The sequence below is a fragment of the Shewanella sp. 10N.286.52.A9 genome, from assembly GCF_041468985.1.
Lineage (GTDB): Bacteria > Pseudomonadota > Gammaproteobacteria > Enterobacterales > Shewanellaceae > Shewanella > Shewanella japonica.
Map to the genome: position 1 here is coordinate 59473 of NZ_JBFRJQ010000014.1, position 18948 is coordinate 78420.

Consider the following 18948-nt stretch of genomic DNA (forward strand, 5'->3'; position numbering starts at 1 on the left):
ACTTCCCTTAGTCATTTCTGCCATTCATAATACCCGATGATTAACGATTCCCTTTGATTTAGAGGTCACTTAGCGTGTTAGCCGATCAACTTAAGATTTATCTTGCTGAAACTGGTATATCAGCAACAGAAACTCAACAACAACAGCTTGTTGGGTTTGTTACCATGCTAAACAAATGGAATAAAGCTTATAACTTAACTTCGGTTAGAGATCCTGAACAGATGTTAATCCGTCATGTTATGGACAGTTTAGTGGTTTCTCCTTATCTTAAAGGGCAGCGTTTTATTGATGTTGGGACTGGACCTGGTTTACCTGGGATCCCACTAGCAATTCTTAATCCCGATAAAGAGTTTGTGTTACTTGATAGTTTAGGAAAACGTATTCGTTTTCAAAAACAGGTTCAATTTGAATTAAAGATCAATAACATTACTTCAGTTGAAAGTCGTGTTGAGGCTTATGAGCCCGAGCAAAAATTTGATGGCGTAATTAGCCGTGCTTTTGCATCAATTGAAGACATGTTGACTTGGTGTCATCACTTACCAGCTGACAATGGCCAATTTTATGCGCTTAAAGGCCAACTTAGTGATGCAGAAATGGCCAGTATTCCTAACGAGTTTACAGTCACTGAAACCATTTCGTTAACAGTGCCAAAGCTCGATGAACAAAGACATCTGTTAAAACTGACCAAGAAATAATAGTCAGGAAAAAAATAAATATTATCGGACATCGTAAATAAGTCCTTAGGGTGAACACGTGGGTAAAATCATTGCCGTAGCCAACCAGAAAGGTGGCGTTGGAAAAACAACAACTTGTGTTAATTTAGCAGCATCACTTGCAGCCACAAAACGCAAAGTGCTGTTAATCGATCTTGATCCGCAAGGTAATGCCACTATGGGCAGCGGTGTCGACAAATATGAAGTTGAAAATACCGCATACGAATTGCTTGTTGAAGAAAAGCCGTTCGAAGAGATAGTGATCAAAGATACGACCGGTAAATATGATCTTATTGCGGGTAATGGTGATGTAACTGCAGCAGAAATTAAGCTGATGGAGTTTTTTGCAAGAGAAATTCGATTAAAAAATGCTTTGGCAGCAGTAAAAGATGATTATGATTTCATTTTTATTGACTGTCCGCCGTCGCTCAACATGTTGACGGTCAATGCGATGTCTGCCGCTGATTCTGTATTAGTGCCAATGCAGTGTGAATATTATGCATTAGAAGGATTAACTGCATTGATCGATACCATCACCAAATTAGGTGCGATGGTTAACCCTAATTTGAGCATCGAAGGGATCTTACGAACCATGTATGATCCTCGAAATCGTTTATCTAATGATGTGTCCGATCAGCTAAAACAACATTTTGGCGAAAAAGTATATCGCACCGTTATTCCAAGAAATATCCGTTTAGCTGAAGCGCCTAGTTTTGGTGCTCCTGCGATGTATTATGATAAATCAAGTGCTGGCGCCAAAGCCTATTTAGCTTTAGCGGGTGAAATTATTCGCCGTGCAGAGCAACAAACAGAATCAAAGTAAGCGTAAGGGAATAAAATGACGTTAAAAAAACGTGGTTTAGGTAAAGGTTTGGATGCATTACTAAGCAATAGTAGCGCTGCGAATAGAAAAACAGAACAGACTCAACCTAACATCAATATCGACCAAGCGCCGAAAGAAGATGGTTTATTAATGCTAGATGTGGATTTATTGCAATCTGGTAAATATCAGCCGCGTAAAGACATGTCACCAGAAGCACTGGATGAATTAGCTGAATCTATTAAGTCACAAGGTATCATTCAGCCTATTGTTGTTCGTAAAGTTGATGCTGAAAGATACGAAATCATTGCTGGCGAACGTCGTTGGAGAGCATCGCAAATTGCTCAATTAGAGCAAGTTCCTTGTATTGTTAAGCAAGTACCTGATGAATCCGCCGTAGCAATTGCCTTGATTGAAAATATCCAGCGTGAAGACCTTAATGCAATGGAAGAAGCCATTGCATTACAACGTTTACTTGAAGAATTTGAATTAACCCATCAACAAACGGCTGATGCTGTCGGAAAATCTAGAGCAAGTGTTTCTAACTTATTACGATTAAACAGTTTAAATGAGCCAGTAAAACGTTTATTAGAGTATGGCGATATTGATATGGGTCACGCTCGAGCATTATTGGCTATTGAAGGTGATGAGCAAACAAACCTTGCTCGATTAGTCGCTTCTAAAGAAATGACAGTTCGTGAAACTGAACGATTAGTGAATAAAGCCCTAAATCCTACCAAAGAAGCCGAAAAGCCAGCTAAAGATCATGATGTAACCCGCTTGGAGCAACAGTTAATTGAAAAATTAGGTGCTAAAGTGGCTATAAATCATGGCAGTAAAGGTAAAGGTAAAATTGTAATAAACTACCAAGATCTTGCTGAATTAGATGGAATACTTAGCAAAATTCACTAAATCCTCCAACAAAGTCATTTCAATAGTAACTTTGTAACAAGGCGTAAATTTGAGATTTTAGAAATTTAGTCTCAAATCACGCCTAATATCACTGTTTAACCTCTCATCAAAGTTGCAAACAAGGTGTGAAAAGGTATACTTTGCATGCTTTTTTTCCTGTCTGAGTTGTTAATGATCACATTAACCGCCCAGAAGAGAAATAAGCATTAATGCGGAGATTAAAAATTGAGTAAGGTTTTAGCGCGTCGTGGCCGGTGGTCAGCCTATAGAATAGTGTTGTTGCAGGCGGCGGTAGCTGGGGGAACTTCAATTTTATTTTTCGCTCTGTGGGGAGCTCAGTATGGCTTATCTGCTTTAGCAGGTGGTCTCATTGCTGTACTCCCTAATTTTGTATTCGCAACCCTTGCTTTCTCTCATGCGGGAGCTAAAGCGTCAGGAAAAGTCGTTTGGATGTTTTTCTTGGGGGAAGCGGTAAAGTTGCTGCTAACCATTGTGTTATTCGCCATTGCATTTGGCATGCTGAAAACGCCATTTATGCCGTTATTTAGCTGTTATTTGTTGGCGCTATTAATACCTTGGACAGCCCCTTTATACTTCAAGCAAAATTAAGTGAGATTAATCATGGCGACAACTGGTGAAGCATTAAATGCTTCCGAGTATATCCAGCATCACCTGACTAATGCGAAAATGTGTTCTGCTGATGGCGGAATTGCTTTTAACTATGCATGTCAAGATGCCGGGTTTTGGACTTGGCACATTGACTCACTTTTGTTTTCAGTAGGTCTTGGGGTTCTATTTTTGTGGGCATTCTTCAAAGTAGGACAAAAAGCAACAACTGGCGTTCCAGGTAAATTTCAATGTTTCGTTGAAATGTGCGTGGAAGGTGTAGATAAAATCGTTAAAGACTCATTTCATGGTCGTAACGCGGTTATCGCACCATTAGGTCTGACTATTTTTGTCTGGGTTTTCCTGATGAATTTAATGGACTTAATTCCGGTTGACTTTGTACCTGAAGCCGCAAACAGATTTTTAGGTGTTCCTTACCTTAAAATTGTACCAACAACTGACTTAAACGTAACTCTAGGTATGGCCTTGAGTGTGTTCGCGTTGATTGTTTTTTACAGTATTAAAGTTAAAGGATTTGGTGGTTTCACAAAAGAAATGACCTTACAACCTTTCAACCATTGGTCACTGATTCCAGTTAACTTGATTTTGGAAACAGTTACTTTGGTTGCGAAGCCGATTTCATTGTCGCTTCGTCTGTTTGGTAACCTGTATGCAGGTGAGTTGATCTTTATTCTGATAGCACTGATGCCTTGGTGGGCTCAGTTCGCATTATCAGTGCCTTGGGCTATTTTCCATATTTTGGTTATTGTGCTGCAGGCGTTTATCTTCATGATGCTTACGATTGTATATCTAAGCATGGCACATGAAGAACATTAATTTAATAAAATTAGTTATTTATCGGAGATAAAATGGAAACTGTAATTAGCTTTACAGCAATAGCTGTTGCAATCATGATTGGCTTAGCAGCGCTAGGTACTGGTATTGGCTTTGCTATCTTAGGTGGTAAGTTCTTAGAAGCTTCAGCTCGTCAACCAGAACTTGCTCCAGCATTACAAACTAAGATGTTCATCGTAGCTGGTCTACTTGATGCGATCTCAATGATTGCAGTTGGTGTTGCATTATTCTTCGTATTCGCTAACCCATTCTTAGGTCAATTAGCTGGCTAATCGCCCCCCTTAGAAGGAGTTGTCGTTATGAGTATTAACGCTACCCTGCTAGGCCAAGCGATTTCTTTTGCACTCTTCGTGTGGTTTTGCATGAAGTTTGTATGGCCGCCATTGATGAACGCTATCGAAGAACGCCAGAAGAAAATTGCCGATGGGCTAGCTGATGCAGGACGTGCTGCAAAAGATCTAGAGTTGGCTCAAGCGAAAGCTAATGAGCAACTAAAAGAAGCGAAGGCGACTGCTAATGAAATTATTGAGCAAGCTAATAAGCGCAAAGCTCAAATAGTTGAAGAAGCTAAAATTGAAGCTGATACCGAACGTGCGAAAATTATCGCTCAAGGTCAAGCTGAAATTGAAAACGAACGTAATCGCGTTAAAGATGACTTGCGTAAGCAAGTTGCTACTCTTGCCGTAACTGGTGCAGAGAAAATTCTTCAACGTTCGATTGATCCAGAAGCTCACAGTGACATAGTTAATAAACTTGTTGCTGAAATTTAATTAAGGAATCGGAGTTATGGCTGAAATAAGCACCATTGCTCGTCCTTATGCAAAGGCAGCTTTTGATTTTGCTGTTGAACACAAAGCAATTGAAGATTGGGCAGAAATGCTTAACTTCGCGGCATTGGTAAGTGAAAACGAATCAATTAAACCGTTGCTTGGTGGTTCATTGGCTAGTGCACAACTTGCCTCACTATTTATCGAAGTATGTGGTGAGCAAATGAATGCGCAAGGTCAGAACCTTATTAAGGTGATGGCTGAAAACGGTCGTTTAGAGATACTACCAACAGTATCTTTACTTTTTGCTGAATACCGCAATGAGTGGGCTAAAGAAGTTGAAGCAACTGTTGTTTCAGCGACTGAGCTGAGCTCTGAGCAACAAGAGCAAATTAGTGTTTCTCTTGAGAAACGTCTCGCACGCAAAGTTAAGCTGAATTGTAGTGTAGATGCATCGCTTATTGGCGGTGTAATTATTAAATCAGGCGACCTAGTCATCGATGGCTCGGTTAGCGGTAATTTATCGCGCTTGTCTGATAAGCTACAATCGTAATTGGGAGTTTGAGCATGCAACTGAATTCCACTGAAATCAGCGATCTGATTAAGCAGCGGATCGAGCAGTTCGACGTCGTTAGTGAAGCTCGCAACGAAGGTACAATCGTTGCAGTAAGTGACGGCATCATTCGCATTCACGGCCTTGCCGATGTAATGCAAGGTGAAATGATCGAACTGCCTGGTGGCCGTTTTGCAATCGCGTTGAACTTAGAACGTGATTCTGTCGGTGCCGTAGTAATGGGTCCTTATGCTAATTTAGCAGAAGGCGCAAAAGTTAAGACCACTGGTCGTATTCTTGAAGTACCAGTAGGTCGTGGTTTATTAGGCCGCGTAGTTAACACCCTTGGTGAGCCAATTGACGGTAAAGGACCAATCGATAACGATGGTTTCTCTCCTGTTGAAGTAATTGCTCCTGGTGTAATTGAGCGCCAATCAGTAGATCAACCAATCCAAACTGGTTATAAAGCCGTTGATTCTATGATCCCAATTGGTCGTGGACAACGTGAATTGATCATTGGTGACCGTCAGACTGGTAAAACAGCGATGGCTATCGATGCAATTATCAACCAGAAAGATTCAGGCATTAAATGTGTATACGTAGCTGTAGGCCAAAAGGCTTCTACAATTGCAAACGTAGTACGCAAGCTTGAAGAGCACGGTGCACTAGCTAACACTATCGTTGTAGTAGCAACAGCTTCTGAAGCTGCAGCATTACAATACTTAGCACCTTACTCAGGTTGTTCAATGGGTGAATACTTCCGTGACCGCGGTGAAGATTCTTTAATCGTATATGATGATCTATCTAAGCAAGCAGTTGCTTACCGTCAGATCTCTCTACTATTGAAGCGTCCACCAGGACGTGAAGCATACCCAGGTGATGTATTCTATCTACATTCTCGTTTATTAGAACGTGCTTCACGTGTAAACGAAATCTACGTAGATAAATTCACTAACGGTGAAGTAAAAGGTAAAACCGGTTCTTTAACTGCGTTACCGATTATTGAAACCCAAGCAGGTGATGTATCTGCATTCGTACCGACCAACGTAATTTCTATTACAGATGGTCAGATCTTCCTTGAGACTGACTTATTTAACTCTGGCTTACGTCCAGCTGTTAACCCTGGTATTTCTGTTTCTCGTGTTGGTGGTGCGGCTCAGACTAAGATCATCAAGAAACTGTCTGGTGGTATTCGTACCGCGTTAGCACAGTATCGAGAGCTTGCTGCGTTCTCACAATTTGCATCTGACTTAGATGATGCAACTCGTGCTCAACTTGAGCATGGTGAGCGTGTTACCGAACTTATGAAGCAAAAGCAATATGCTCCAATGAGCATCGCTGCCCAAGCTATCTCAATCTTCGCAGCTGAAAAAGGCTACTTGAAGACTGTTGAATTAAGTAAAATCGGTAGCTTCGAAGCTGCTCTGCTTTCATTCATGAACAGCGAACATGCTGAGCTTGTTAATACTATTAATGAAACTGGCGATTACAACGCAGACATTGAAAGTCAATTAAAAGCTGGCCTGGACAAGTTCATTGAAACCCAAACCTGGTAATAATTATCGAGGTGTCGTAAGGCGCCTCAGGTCCCAGATTGGAGAGTAGAAATGGCCGGCGCTAAAGAGATTAAAACCAAGATCGCGAGTGTTAAAAACACTCAAAAGATCACTTCTGCAATGGAAATGGTGGCTGCCAGCAAAATGCGCAAAGCGCAGGATCGCATGGAGTCGAGCCGTCCATATGCAGAGCATATGCGTAAGGTGATCGGTCACGTAGCGCAAGGTACTCTTGAATATAAACATCCATATTTGGAAGTTCGAGATGCCAAGCGGGTTGGTTACATTGTTGTGTCAACCGACCGTGGCCTTTGTGGTGGTCTGAACGTTAACCTTTTCAAAAAGGTTGTGTCAGATGTGAAGGATTGGAAAGACCAAGGGGCAGAAGTTGAATTTTGTCCAATTGGTGCACGAAGTGTGCAATTCTTCAATAGCTTTGGTGGAGAAATCTCTGCCCATGCCTCAGGTTTAGGCGATGCGCCTAAGTTAGCCGATTTAATCGGTACCGTGAGAGTTATGCTACAAGCTTACAACGAAGGCAAACTGGATCGTCTGTTTATCGTATTCAACAAATTTGTGAATACTATGACTCAGACTCCTGTGATCGAACAGCTGCTACCTTTACCTAAATCGGAAGAAGAAGTAGCTAAGTATCCTTGGGATTACATTTACGAGCCAGATCCAAAAGATATTTTGGAAGTATTGTTGACTCGTTATGTTGAGTCTCAAGTTTATCAAGGTGTTGTTGAGAATATTGCGTCTGAACAGGCTGCCCGTATGGTAGCAATGAAGGCTGCAACTGATAACGCTGGTGAGCTGATCGATGATCTGCAATTAGTCTATAACAAGGCACGACAAGCTGCGATTACGCAAGAATTGTCGGAGATTGTTTCAGGCGCTGCAGCGGTTTAGGTTAGGTAACTAATAAAGTTTAGAGGATTAATCATGAGCACAGGTACTGTTGTCCAAGTAATTGGCGCGGTTGTGGACGTAGAGTTTCCACAAGATTCTGTACCTCAGGTATATGACGCTCTGAAGATCACAGGTGAAGGCGACTGTAATGGCTTGGTGCTGGAAGTTCAGCAACAGCTAGGTGGTGGTGTAGTTCGTGCCATCGCTATGGGTTCTTCTGATGGTCTGCGTCGTGGTCTAGAGGTAGCAAACTCAGGTTCACCAATTTCTGTTCCGGTTGGGGTTGCAACCCTTGGCCGTATCATGAACGTATTGGGTGAGCCTATCGATGAAGCGGGTGACATTGGTGAAGAAGAGCGTTATGAAATTCACCGTGAAGCACCTTCATACGAAGATCAGTCAAACACAACTGAACTTTTAGAGACTGGTATCAAGGTTATCGACCTTGTTTGTCCATTCGCTAAGGGTGGTAAAGTTGGTTTATTTGGTGGTGCTGGTGTTGGTAAAACCGTCAACATGATGGAATTAATCAACAACATCGCAAAAGCACACTCAGGTCTTTCTGTATTCGCTGGTGTTGGTGAGCGTACTCGTGAGGGTAACGACTTCTACTACGAAATGAAAGATTCTGGCGTTCTCGACAAAGTAGCCATGGTATATGGTCAAATGAACGAGCCTCCAGGAAACCGTTTACGTGTAGCATTGTCTGGTTTGACAATGGCTGAAAAATTCCGTGACGAAGGTCGTGACGTACTGTTATTCGTTGATAACATCTACCGTTACACTTTGGCCGGTACTGAAGTATCTGCACTATTAGGCCGTATGCCTTCTGCAGTAGGTTACCAACCAACACTAGCTGAAGAAATGGGTGTTCTACAAGAACGTATTACTTCAACTAAGTCTGGTTCTATTACCTCTGTACAAGCGGTATATGTACCTGCGGATGACTTAACCGATCCGTCACCAGCAACAACCTTCGCTCACTTAGACGCGACTGTTGTACTGTCTCGTAACATTGCTTCGCTAGGTATTTACCCAGCGGTTGACCCATTGGATTCGACTTCTCGTCAATTAGATCCATTAGTTGTTGGTCAAGAGCATTACGATGTAGCAAACGGCGTACAAACTGTACTTCAACGCTACAAAGAGCTAAAAGACATTATTGCTATCTTGGGTATGGATGAATTATCTGATGAAGATAAAACAACTGTATTCCGCGCACGTAAGATTGAGAAATACTTATCTCAACCTTTCTTCGTAGCAGAAGTCTTTACAGGTTCTCCTGGTAAGTACGTTTCTCTTAAAGACACTATCCGTGGCTTCAAGGGTATCTTGAATGGTGAGTTTGATCACATTCCAGAGCAAGCGTTCTACATGGTTGGTTCAATCGACGAAGCTGTCGAGAAAGCTAACAAAAAGAAATAACTGAGCATTAGCTTAGTATTTTAGGAGATCTTGATGGCAGCCATGACAGTCAAACTTGATATAGTAAGTGCAGAGAACAGCATGTACAGCGGTGACGTGACCTTCTTAGAAGTGAGCGGTACTGAAGGTGAGTTAGGTATTATGCCTAACCATGCTCCTTTGCTAACTAAAATCAAACCTGGCATGGCGCGCATGATTAAGGAAGATGGAAGTGAAGATGTATTGTATTTATCAGGTGGTATCCTGGAAGTACAACCAACTTCAATTTCTGTACTTGCTGACGTCGCTATGCGTGCCGATGATATTGATGAGCAAGCTGCACTTGAAGCTAAGCAACGCGCAGAAGCGAGTATCGCTAATGCAGGCGCTGACTTTGATTACGAAGCTGCAACAATCGAATTAGCTAAATCTTTAGCTCAACTTCGTGTTGTTGAAACCATCAAAAAGAACATTGCCAGATAAAGGTTATTGTTTTAAAAAGGCGACCCAAGGGTCGCCTTTTTTGTGTCTGTTATTTAAATGTCCCTCACCAGGTGTGTCACTAACCATAGTTAATGAACCAGAATAAGCAGAGAACTGCACATTTCCATTTCTAACATTCAATATCTGCGATAAAATAAACGGCTACTAACTCAATTGTTGCTCAAGGAATCCTGATGTCATTAAATGTTGTCATTCTCGCTGCTGGTAAAGGAACACGGATGCGTTCAGACTTGCCAAAAGTACTACACCCCATTGCTCATAAAAGCATGGTACAACATGTTATTGATACCGCTAATTCGCTTGGTAGTAGTGCTATTCAGCTGGTTTATGGTTATGGCGCAGATAAACTTCAAACTGTTTTAGGTGAACAAGCTGTAAATTGGGTTCTACAAGCTGAGCAATTAGGTACTGGCCATGCTGTGGCTCAAGCTAATCCAAACATTAATGACGACGACACCGTGTTAATTCTTTATGGTGATGTGCCTCTAATACAGCTGTCGACCTTAGAAAAGTTATTAGCAGCAAGACCAGAAAACGGTATGGCTATTTTAACGGTCAATTTAGTTAACCCAACAGGTTATGGTCGAATTGTTCGCGAAGCGGGTAACGTGGTTGGTATTGTTGAGCAAAAAGACGCTAATGCTGAGCAGTTACTGATTCAAGAAGTAAACACCGGCATCATGGCGGTTCCTGGTAAACAACTTAAATCTTGGTTAGGTCGCTTATCAAATGCTAATGCTCAAGGTGAATACTATCTAACGGATATTGTTGCCATGGCAAAAGAAGATGGTGTGGCCATCGATACAGCCCAACCTGAATCAGCTGTAGAAGTTGAAGGGGCGAATAATCGCATTCAACTTGCACAACTTGAAAGAGCTTATCAGGCAAGAGCGGCTGAAAAATTAATGCTTGAAGGTGCAAACCTTCGTGATCCTGCTCGACTTGATATTCGCGGTGATGTCAGTGTCGGCATGGATGTAATGATTGATATCAATGTTATTTTCCAAGGAAAAGTGACGATTGGTAATAACGTGACGATTGGTGCTGGTGCCATTCTTATTGACTGTGAGATTGCTGATAACGCTGAAATTAAACCTTATTCAATAGTCGAAGGCGCCAAGCTAGGTAAAGCTGCTAGTGCTGGGCCATTTGCTCGTTTACGCACAGGTGCAGAACTCAAAGAAGATGCCCATATTGGTAACTTTGTTGAAATGAAAAAAGCGGTATTGGGTGAGGGGTCTAAAGCGGGTCATTTAGCTTACCTAGGTGATGCGAGTATTGGTCGCGGTGTAAATATTGGTGCTGGTACTATTACGTGTAATTACGATGGTGCAAATAAATTCCAAACGACTATTGAAGATGATGTGTTTGTCGGTAGCGACTCGCAACTTATTGCGCCAGTGACTATTGGGAAAGGCGCCACATTAGGTGCTGGTTCTACGATTGCTAAAGATGTCGGCGAGGGTGAGTTAGTTATTACTCGTGTTAAGCAGCGTCACATTAGTGGTTGGGCAAGACCAGTCAAAAAGCCTAAATCATAAAATTGAGCTTTAAAAACTGACATAAAATCAGTTTATTAATCAAATTTATAAACGGTCTGTTAAAACAGGCCGTTTTTTTATGCCTAATGAAACTGGATATTAATTGTTTGAAATATTGTCTAAAAAGTTTCGTTTGTTTATAATTATCTTTCGAATCGAAACTTATGGTTATTATGAACAAACGTAATACACAACAACGCAGACATAATATTATCAGTATTTTATCTCAACAAGGTGAGGTGAGTGTTGATGAGTTGGCGTTACGGTTTGAAACTTCTGAAGTCACAATCCGAAAGGACTTAGCGACATTAGAAGAAGCAGGATTATTGCTGCGTCGTTATGGTGGCGCAGTTGCGGTTCCTGATGAGGTTACTCAACAGTTTAGCTCCAAAATTGCTCCAAATAAGTTGTCTATTGCTAAAAAAGCTGCGCAACTTATTAAAGATCATAATCGCATTATTATTGATAGTGGCAGTACAACATCAGGTCTTATTCAGCAGCTTGATAATTTGCGGGGCTTATTAGTCATGACTAATTCCCTGCAATTAGCGAATGCTATTCATGAATTAGAAAATGAACCGACTTTATTGATGACCGGTGGTACTTGGGATCCGCATTCTGAGTCTTTCCAAGGACAAATTGCCGAACAAGTACTGCGCTCTTATAACTTTGATCAACTCTTCATTGGTGCTGATGGTATTGACCTTGAGCGTGGAACAACTACGTTTAATGAATTAACTGGTCTCAGTAAAGTGATGGCTGAAGTATCACGAGAGGTTATTGTGATGCTTGAATCAGATAAGTTTGGTCGCAGAATTCCCAACCTCGAGCTTGCCTGGGGAAACATCAGTGTTTTAGTGACTGATGACAGATTACCTGCGGATATGGTCAACAAAATTACTCAATATGGCGTTAAAGTCTTATTAGCGCCATATAAAAACAAATAAATCAGTTTTATAAATTAGGTATTAAATTATGTGTGGAATTGTAGGTGCAGTAGCGCAAAGGGATGTGGCAGAAATTTTAGTAGAAGGCTTAAAGCGTCTTGAGTATCGAGGTTATGATTCTGCAGGTGTTGCCATCATCAATCAAGGTGAATTAGGACGGACTCGTCGAGTCGGTAAGGTACAAGAACTAGATGATGCACTAGCAACTTCTCCTTTAGCAGGTGGAACGGGTATCGCTCATACTCGCTGGGCAACTCACGGTGAACCGAGTGAACGTAATGCACACCCTCATTTATCGGAAGGTGATATTGCGGTCGTGCACAATGGTATTATTGAAAACCACAACAAACTGCGTGAGATGTTAAAAGGCTTAGGTTATACCTTCGCATCAGATACTGACACAGAAGTGATTTGTCATTTAGTTCACCATGAATTAAAAAGCCATGACACGTTACTGGCTGCAGTTCAGGCCACAGTAAAACAGCTTGAAGGTGCATACGGAACAGTCGTTGTAGATCGTCGTGATAGCGAGCGTATGGTTGTTGCTCGCAGTGGTAGCCCATTGGTTGTCGGTTATGGCCTAGGCGAAAACTTTGTTGCTTCTGATCAGTTAGCCCTATTACCTGTAACACGTTCATTTGCTTTTTTAGAAGAAGGTGATGTCGCTGAAATTACTCGTCGTGAAGTCAGTATTTTTGATGTTGATGGTAATCCGGTTGAGCGTGAGGTAAAAGAATCTGAAGTGACTCATGATGCTGGCGATAAAGGCGAGTATCGTCATTACATGCTTAAAGAAATTTATGAGCAACCAACAGCAATTGCCCATACTCTTGAAGGCCGAATAGCTGCTGGTAAAGTGTTAGATTCAGCATTTGGTGAGAATGCGGCAGAATTTTTAAAAGACATAAAGCATGTGCAAATCATAGCATGTGGTACCAGTTATCATGCTGGTATGGCAGCCCGTTATTGGTTAGAAGACTGGGCTGGCGTATCGTGTAATGTTGAAATTGCGTCTGAGTTCCGTTACCGCAAATCACATATGTTCCCTAACAGCCTGTTAGTGACTATCTCTCAGTCTGGTGAGACTGCAGATACCTTAGCGGCGATGCGTTTAGCAAAAGAGATGGGCTATAAAGCGACCTTAACTATCTGTAATGCGCCGGGTTCTTCATTAGTTCGTGAGTCTGATATGGCTTATATGATGAAAGCCGGTGTTGAAATTGGTGTGGCATCGACGAAAGCCTTTACAGTACAACTTGCTGGTTTATTAATGCTAACCACTGCAATTGGTCGCCATAACGGCATGAACGAAGAGATGGAAGCTGAGATCACTCAAAGCTTACAATCTATGCCTGCTAAAGTAGAGCAAGCGTTAAGTTTAGATGATGCGATTGCTGAACTTGCAGAAGACTTTGCTGACAAGCACCATGCTTTATTCTTAGGTCGTGGTGATCAATATCCAATCGCGATGGAAGGTGCGCTTAAGTTAAAAGAGATTTCTTACATTCATGCTGAAGCGTATGCATCGGGTGAGCTAAAGCACGGCCCATTAGCACTGATTGATGCCGATATGCCGGTTATTGTTGTTGCGCCAAATAATGAATTGCTTGAAAAGCTTAAATCAAATGTTGAAGAAGTCCGTGCCCGTGGTGGCTTAATGTACGTCTTTGCTGATAAAGATGCAGAGTTCGAATCTGATGACACCATGAAGGTGATTCCGGTTCCACATTGCGATGAGTTTATGGCGCCGCTTATCTATACTATTCCATTACAGTTATTGTCATATCATGTGGCATTAATTAAAGGCACTGATGTGGATCAGCCACGTAACTTAGCGAAATCAGTCACGGTAGAATAATATTTTGGCGTGTTAGCAAAACACTCGTGCACAGTTAAAGTAAAACTCGCGCATCATAACTGTTATTAGTGCAGCCTTTAAACCTCCACGTAAGTCTTACTTATGTGGAGGTTTTTTATTTGTATTTATTAAGCGCGAAAATGCGCTATTTTTACTCAATTTAAAGTAGTTTAATTTCAGAATTGATATGCCAATAACACAATTAATAGAGCGAAATTTTGCTTTATTAAATATGGCTTCTCTACAGGGTGAAAAGTGAATGTTTACACATCTTATGGATTGATTTGGAAATGTTTGTTTTGTGATTTTTATGTGTTTTTCATATTTGTTAAATGCAGTATTTATTTTGGTTTTTTAGGTGCTATTTCGGCATTTTCTCCACATTCTTATCTTTTACTAAAATAGTTATTTTTGACGACAAACAAGGCTTGAGTCCGTTTATTTGCTCGATAAACTGCATGTATCAAATCGTTTCACGAGTCAAAAATGTATGGAAGTTTTCATCAGTTTACTAGGCATGTGTGCCTTGATTGGTTTAGCTATTTTATTGTCAGAAAAACGCAGTGCAATTAAGCCAAGAACGGTAATCGGTGCACTCGCATTTCAAATCGCATTTGGTGCATTTGTCATGTATTTACCGATGGGGCAAAGCATGTTGGATGGCGCATCTAGCGCAGTAATGCATGTGATCAACTATGGTAATGAAGGCTTAGCGTTTGTATTTGGTGATTTAGCTAAATTCAGTGTTGGTTTTATCTTTGTTATTAACGTCCTTTTTGTTGTGGTCTTTATCAGTGCGCTAATTGCTGTGCTGTATTACCTCGGCATTATGCAACTGATAATCGGCGTTATTGGTGGTGGGCTTTCTAAACTATTAGGCACTAGCCGTGCTGAATCATTATCAGCAACCGCCAATATTTTTGTCGGCCCAATTGAGGCGCCATCTATGGTGCGTCCATTTGTAAAACATATGACTCGCTCAGAATTGTTTGCTGTGATGACTGGTGGCCTCGCTTCTGTTGCTGGTGGCACCATGATTGGTTACATACAAATGGGCGTGGACATTAAATACGTTCTTACCGCAGCCTTTATGACGGCTCCTGCTGGATTACTCTTTGCTAAGTTAATGTGGCCTGAAACAGAAACGCCACGCAATGATATTAAGCAAGTCATGGATGAACAAGAAGACAAGCCTACCAATGTCTTGGATGCAGCAGCAAGCGGCGCAGCTATGGGGATGCAACAAGTGCTTGCGGTCTCAGCTCTGCTCATTGCCTTTGTTGGCTTAATAGCCATGGTTAATGGCTTAATTGGTGGTGTTGGTGGTTGGTTTGGTCATGGTGATATCACCATGCAAGCAATCTTAGGTTATTTTTTAGCACCATTAGCTTGGATAATGGGAGTGCCGTGGAGTGAGGCGACTCAAGCAGCTTCATTTATTGGCCAGAAAATGGTTATCAATGAGTTTGTTGCTTATATTGATTTCTTAAAAGTCGCCGAAGATTTGTCGCCTAAAACTCAAATTATCATCAGTTTTGCTTTATGTGGTTTTGCTAACCTTGGTTCATTAGCCATGGTGATTGGTGGACTGGCCGCTCTGTGCCCTGAGCGCCGCCATGATTTAAGTGAAATTGGTATGAAAGCATTGATTGCTGCAGCATTAGCTAACTTAATGAGCGGAACCATTGCAGGCTTATTATTTAGTTTAGCTAACTAGAACACTAATATTTTTATGCCAGCTAAGGTCTTAGTTGGCAACATTGGAGTAAGAGCATGACCCCACACATTAATGCCCCAGAGGGCGCTTTCGCTAAAACAGTATTAATGCCTGGCGATCCGTTACGTGCAAAGTACATTGCAGAAAACTTTTTAGATAACCCAAGACTTGTGACAGATGTACGTAATATGCTGGGTTACACCGGCGAATATAATGGTAAAACTATCTCTGTTATGGGCTCAGGCATGGGGATCCCTTCGATTTCTATTTATGCCAAAGAGCTTATTACCGAATACGGCGTAGAAAACATTATCCGTATTGGTTCTTGCGGCGCCGTTAGCGACAAAATCAAACTAATGGATGTGGTAATGGCAATGGGCGCGAGTACCGACTCTACCGTTAACCGCACTCGCTTTGCTAATACTGATTTTGCCATGATTGCTGATTTTGGTTTATTGCGCTTAGCAACTGATGCAGCAGAAAAACAAGGTACAAGTTATCACGTAGGTAATCTATATTCTTCGGATTTATTCTATTGTGAAGATGAAAGCCGATATGATTTGATGGAAAAATACGGCATTTTAGGTGTTGAAATGGAAGCGGCAGGTCTTTATGGCGTCGCAACAGAATATGGCGCTCGAGCACTTGCTATGATGACGGTGACCGATCATATTAGACAAGGTCTTCACTTAACAGCGGAAGAACGTCAACAAACATTAAATGAAATGATTAAACTGACTTTAGAGGCAGTTAGTCATATCGATTAACCGAGTTCATTCTGCTTGAACATAAGTATGCCGAACTTACTTCTGTCACGAAATAAGTTCGGCATTGTTGTTTCATCGGTGATTAAGCTGAATATTAAAAGCCGAATTTACCGTTACTGTTTTGCCACTCTGTTTGAGCGGGAATGGTTTCAATAGTGTCCCAATGTTCAACGATTTTGCCGTTATCTAAGCGAAATAAATCGTAAAAAGCAACGTGTTGATTCATAAAGGTTCCTTCACTAATCGATAATACAAAGTTACCTTCTCCGAGTATTTTATGGTTTTTACTGACCATCATAGGCATATTCGCAGCAGCAAGTTCACCTAACGCTTTACCTAACCCACTAAGGCCGTCTGCAATTGCTGGGTTGTGTTGAATATAAGCATTGTCATCATTATCAATAAATTGATTAATCTTACTCATATCACCTTTCATTAATATGGTTGCGACAAAATCAGCAACAATCGCTTTATTCGAATCAGTTTTATCTAAATCGGTTACTTCAGTCGCACCGTCGAGCTGCGTTCTACCACTTGGATTAGCGGGGGCGATTGCTTGCAGGTTATCCCAGTGCTCAACAATTTTACCTTCTTCAAAGCGAAATACATCAAAACCTACTTTGGGACCAAAAAAGTTATATTCTGTGTGAGTGAAGGTGTAATCACCATCTTGAAATGCACGTTTAACTTTGACTTTTGCACTTCCTTTTGGGAGTTGCTGCAGTACAGCCCCGAACCCTGCTAATCCGTCCGCAACAGCTAAGTTATGTTGGATATACTTTTCTGGATTGATGTAACCAATCGCTGTTTGCTCGCCCGTTTCGATACTTGATATAACCGCTACTGCTTTTTGCTTATTAGATAATGTTTGTGCGCTTGAGTCTGTCATAGTGATTACTTCCTGATTTGATGTGCATGCGATAAGGCTAAAAAGGCTGGCCGCTAAAAGTGAATGTTTAACAAGAATAGGTGTTGTCATTGTGTTGTCCTCAATTTGCTTGAGAACAATATTAGCGATCGCTGGAGTCACTTGGCAGAGTGTATTTGAGTGTAAAAATGGTGAATATCGAACCTAAAGCAGAATGTTTATTATTATCCAATCTGCTTTAAAAACTGACTTGGTGTGATATTAGTTTGATTTTTAAAGTACTTAACAAAATTGCTGGCATCGTCAAAACCAAAATCATAAGCAACTTGCTGAGAAGGCTTTTTACTGATGACTATATGTCGTTTTATCTCTATAACAGTAAAAGCATCAATCATTTGTTTGGCGGTTAATCCTGTTGCCAACTTACAAATGTGATTTAAGGTTTTATAAGTGGTATTAACTTGGTTGGCATACCAGCTTGCATCTCGAGTTTTCCGGAAGTGTTGCTGCATTAACTCAAAAAAGCGTGCAAGTTTTACATTTTGCTCTAATGACATGTTGTCATGTTTCGCAGCAGGCCTTAATCGATGTAGTATCAATGCCAGCGCTGAGAACAGATACATAACGATGAGATGATCAGTTTGTTGATGATTAAACTCAACAGTGATTTGCTCAAGCAATAAACGGGTTCGCTGGTAAGTTTGTTTATCAAGTTTTAATAGTGGTGAGTGCTGTTGATTAAGGTGTGTTGGGGTGTATTTAGGTAAGCGCATATTAGCATGGACTTGATCTAAAAATGCCTGTGTGAAAATAAGCACTTTACCTTGCGGCTTAGTAGAAAAATCAAATGCATGAACCTGTTCTCGCTGGACTAGTAAGACAGAGCCTGCACAAAAAGGGTAATCATTGAAATCAATCATGTGAACGCCTTCGCCTTGCTCAATATAAATGAGCATAAAGAAGTTCACTTTATGAGGGAGCCGTGGGTCGTGGTCGATATTGGCTCTTTGATATAATGATGCAAGATCAATTATCTCAAGCTCTTCCTCATCTGATTGCTGATGGTTAAAGCCAATATCGGGTATATTCAACGTTAAACTCCACTAGTTCAATCATAAAAGTGTAGTGGAATTAGACACTCCCTAGCAAGTCATGGGATGAAAGTTCATCATGATTAGGTTGTGCGATAATATGTGAATACTTAGGTAAATACTTAGGTGATAAAGTGATTACCTCATTCCTAAACTTGCGACAGTACTGTCTTGCGTGTAATTAATTGCATCCTGACATAATTGTACTTTCTTGGGCTCATCTGATGCTTTAAATTGAGCAATATAAAGATCTAATTCATCACTGGTCTGTTGCGTCATCATCATGTCTTCTATACCCGTTTTATATTGTTCTGTTACCAATTTTTTGATGATGGCAGCCTGTTGTGCAGACTCTTTAGTATCAATATCACTATAAAATACATCGCATATCATTAAGCCTGCCATACCAATTGCATCTTCTGTTGAAAGTTGTTTGGCTGCAAACACAGGACTAGTAAATAAAGTACTGACAATAGCTGCGGTTATTAGTTTTTTCATAATTTCAAACCTTTATTAATTGGATTGGTTTTTCATAAAAATAGATGTTGATAACGCAA

Annotated in this window: 20 protein-coding genes; 17 read left to right on the plus strand and 3 right to left on the minus strand. The window is 41.0% G+C overall.

Features of this window, described 5'->3' with window-relative positions; all coding sequences use genetic code 11:
* The first annotated feature begins 74 nt into the window (after positions 1 to 74).
* From rsmG to deoD, 17 genes are all read left to right on the plus strand, one after another.
* The gene (gene rsmG / locus AB4128_RS12260) at positions 75 to 695 is read left to right on the plus strand and encodes a 16S rRNA (guanine(527)-N(7))-methyltransferase RsmG (RefSeq protein WP_055025459.1); all 621 of its coding nucleotides are present in this window, start codon (positions 75 to 77) and stop codon (positions 693 to 695) included.
* Positions 696 to 753: 58 nt separating this feature from the next.
* On the plus strand, positions 754 to 1536 hold the full coding sequence (locus AB4128_RS12265; RefSeq protein ID WP_055025458.1) for a ParA family protein: 783 nt from the start codon (positions 754 to 756) through the stop codon (positions 1534 to 1536).
* Between the two features lie 15 nt (positions 1537 to 1551).
* On the plus strand, positions 1552 to 2445 hold the full coding sequence (locus tag AB4128_RS12270; RefSeq protein WP_055025457.1) for a ParB/RepB/Spo0J family partition protein: 894 nt from the start codon (positions 1552 to 1554) through the stop codon (positions 2443 to 2445).
* A 225-nt stretch (positions 2446 to 2670) separates the two neighbouring features.
* Complete coding sequence (locus tag AB4128_RS12275; protein ID WP_055025456.1) at positions 2671 to 3054, plus strand: ATP synthase subunit I; 384 nt, start codon at positions 2671 to 2673, stop codon at positions 3052 to 3054.
* A 12-nt stretch (positions 3055 to 3066) separates the two neighbouring features.
* Positions 3067 to 3888: a F0F1 ATP synthase subunit A gene (gene atpB, locus AB4128_RS12280; protein WP_055025455.1), complete on the plus strand. Its 822-nt coding sequence runs from the start codon at positions 3067 to 3069 to the stop codon at positions 3886 to 3888.
* Positions 3889 to 3920: 32 nt separating this feature from the next.
* Positions 3921 to 4178, plus strand: a complete 258-nt coding sequence (gene atpE / locus AB4128_RS12285; RefSeq protein WP_012157432.1) for a F0F1 ATP synthase subunit C — start codon at positions 3921 to 3923, stop codon at positions 4176 to 4178.
* Between the two features lie 27 nt (positions 4179 to 4205).
* Entirely contained in the window at positions 4206 to 4676 is a 471-nt protein-coding gene (gene atpF, locus AB4128_RS12290; RefSeq protein WP_055025454.1) for a F0F1 ATP synthase subunit B, read from the plus strand.
* 16 nt (positions 4677 to 4692) lie between these two features.
* The gene (gene atpH / locus AB4128_RS12295) at positions 4693 to 5226 is read left to right on the plus strand and encodes a F0F1 ATP synthase subunit delta (RefSeq protein ID WP_055025453.1); all 534 of its coding nucleotides are present in this window, start codon (positions 4693 to 4695) and stop codon (positions 5224 to 5226) included.
* A gap of 14 nt (positions 5227 to 5240) precedes the next feature.
* Complete coding sequence (gene atpA / locus AB4128_RS12300; RefSeq protein WP_055025452.1) at positions 5241 to 6782, plus strand: F0F1 ATP synthase subunit alpha; 1542 nt, start codon at positions 5241 to 5243, stop codon at positions 6780 to 6782.
* Between the two features lie 51 nt (positions 6783 to 6833).
* The gene (atpG, locus tag AB4128_RS12305) at positions 6834 to 7694 is read left to right on the plus strand and encodes a F0F1 ATP synthase subunit gamma (RefSeq protein WP_055025451.1); all 861 of its coding nucleotides are present in this window, start codon (positions 6834 to 6836) and stop codon (positions 7692 to 7694) included.
* A 33-nt stretch (positions 7695 to 7727) separates the two neighbouring features.
* Complete coding sequence (gene atpD / locus AB4128_RS12310) at positions 7728 to 9119, plus strand: F0F1 ATP synthase subunit beta (RefSeq protein ID WP_055025450.1); 1392 nt, start codon at positions 7728 to 7730, stop codon at positions 9117 to 9119.
* Between the two features lie 33 nt (positions 9120 to 9152).
* The gene (locus tag AB4128_RS12315; protein WP_055025449.1) at positions 9153 to 9581 is read left to right on the plus strand and encodes a F0F1 ATP synthase subunit epsilon; all 429 of its coding nucleotides are present in this window, start codon (positions 9153 to 9155) and stop codon (positions 9579 to 9581) included.
* Positions 9582 to 9775: 194 nt separating this feature from the next.
* On the plus strand, positions 9776 to 11143 hold the full coding sequence (glmU, locus tag AB4128_RS12320; protein WP_372037817.1) for a bifunctional UDP-N-acetylglucosamine diphosphorylase/glucosamine-1-phosphate N-acetyltransferase GlmU: 1368 nt from the start codon (positions 9776 to 9778) through the stop codon (positions 11141 to 11143).
* Positions 11144 to 11316: 173 nt separating this feature from the next.
* Positions 11317 to 12090, plus strand: coding sequence for a DeoR/GlpR family DNA-binding transcription regulator (locus AB4128_RS12325; protein ID WP_055025513.1), 774 nt, complete (start codon positions 11317 to 11319; stop codon positions 12088 to 12090).
* A 28-nt stretch (positions 12091 to 12118) separates the two neighbouring features.
* Entirely contained in the window at positions 12119 to 13948 is a 1830-nt protein-coding gene (gene glmS / locus AB4128_RS12330) for a glutamine--fructose-6-phosphate transaminase (isomerizing) (RefSeq protein ID WP_372037819.1), read from the plus strand.
* 490 nt (positions 13949 to 14438) lie between these two features.
* Entirely contained in the window at positions 14439 to 15665 is a 1227-nt protein-coding gene (locus AB4128_RS12335) for a NupC/NupG family nucleoside CNT transporter (RefSeq protein WP_055025446.1), read from the plus strand.
* A gap of 56 nt (positions 15666 to 15721) precedes the next feature.
* On the plus strand, positions 15722 to 16432 hold the full coding sequence (gene deoD / locus AB4128_RS12340; protein ID WP_372037821.1) for a purine-nucleoside phosphorylase: 711 nt from the start codon (positions 15722 to 15724) through the stop codon (positions 16430 to 16432).
* A 94-nt stretch (positions 16433 to 16526) separates the two neighbouring features.
* Here the strand turns inward: deoD and AB4128_RS12345 are convergent, their stop codons facing one another.
* The 3 genes from AB4128_RS12345 to AB4128_RS12355 all read right to left on the minus strand — a co-directional run bounded on the left by AB4128_RS12345 (position 16527) and on the right by AB4128_RS12355 (position 18889).
* The gene (locus tag AB4128_RS12345) at positions 16527 to 17411 is read right to left on the minus strand and encodes a hypothetical protein (protein WP_408018367.1); all 885 of its coding nucleotides are present in this window, start codon (positions 17409 to 17411) and stop codon (positions 16527 to 16529) included.
* A 113-nt stretch (positions 17412 to 17524) separates the two neighbouring features.
* The gene (locus AB4128_RS12350; RefSeq protein WP_372037824.1) at positions 17525 to 18391 is read right to left on the minus strand and encodes a helix-turn-helix transcriptional regulator; all 867 of its coding nucleotides are present in this window, start codon (positions 18389 to 18391) and stop codon (positions 17525 to 17527) included.
* 138 nt (positions 18392 to 18529) lie between these two features.
* Positions 18530 to 18889 carry a hypothetical protein gene (locus AB4128_RS12355; protein ID WP_065108823.1) on the minus strand — a complete coding sequence of 120 codons (360 nt, stop codon included), beginning with the start codon at positions 18887 to 18889 and terminating at the stop codon, positions 18530 to 18532.
* Positions 18890 to 18948 lie beyond the last annotated feature (59 nt).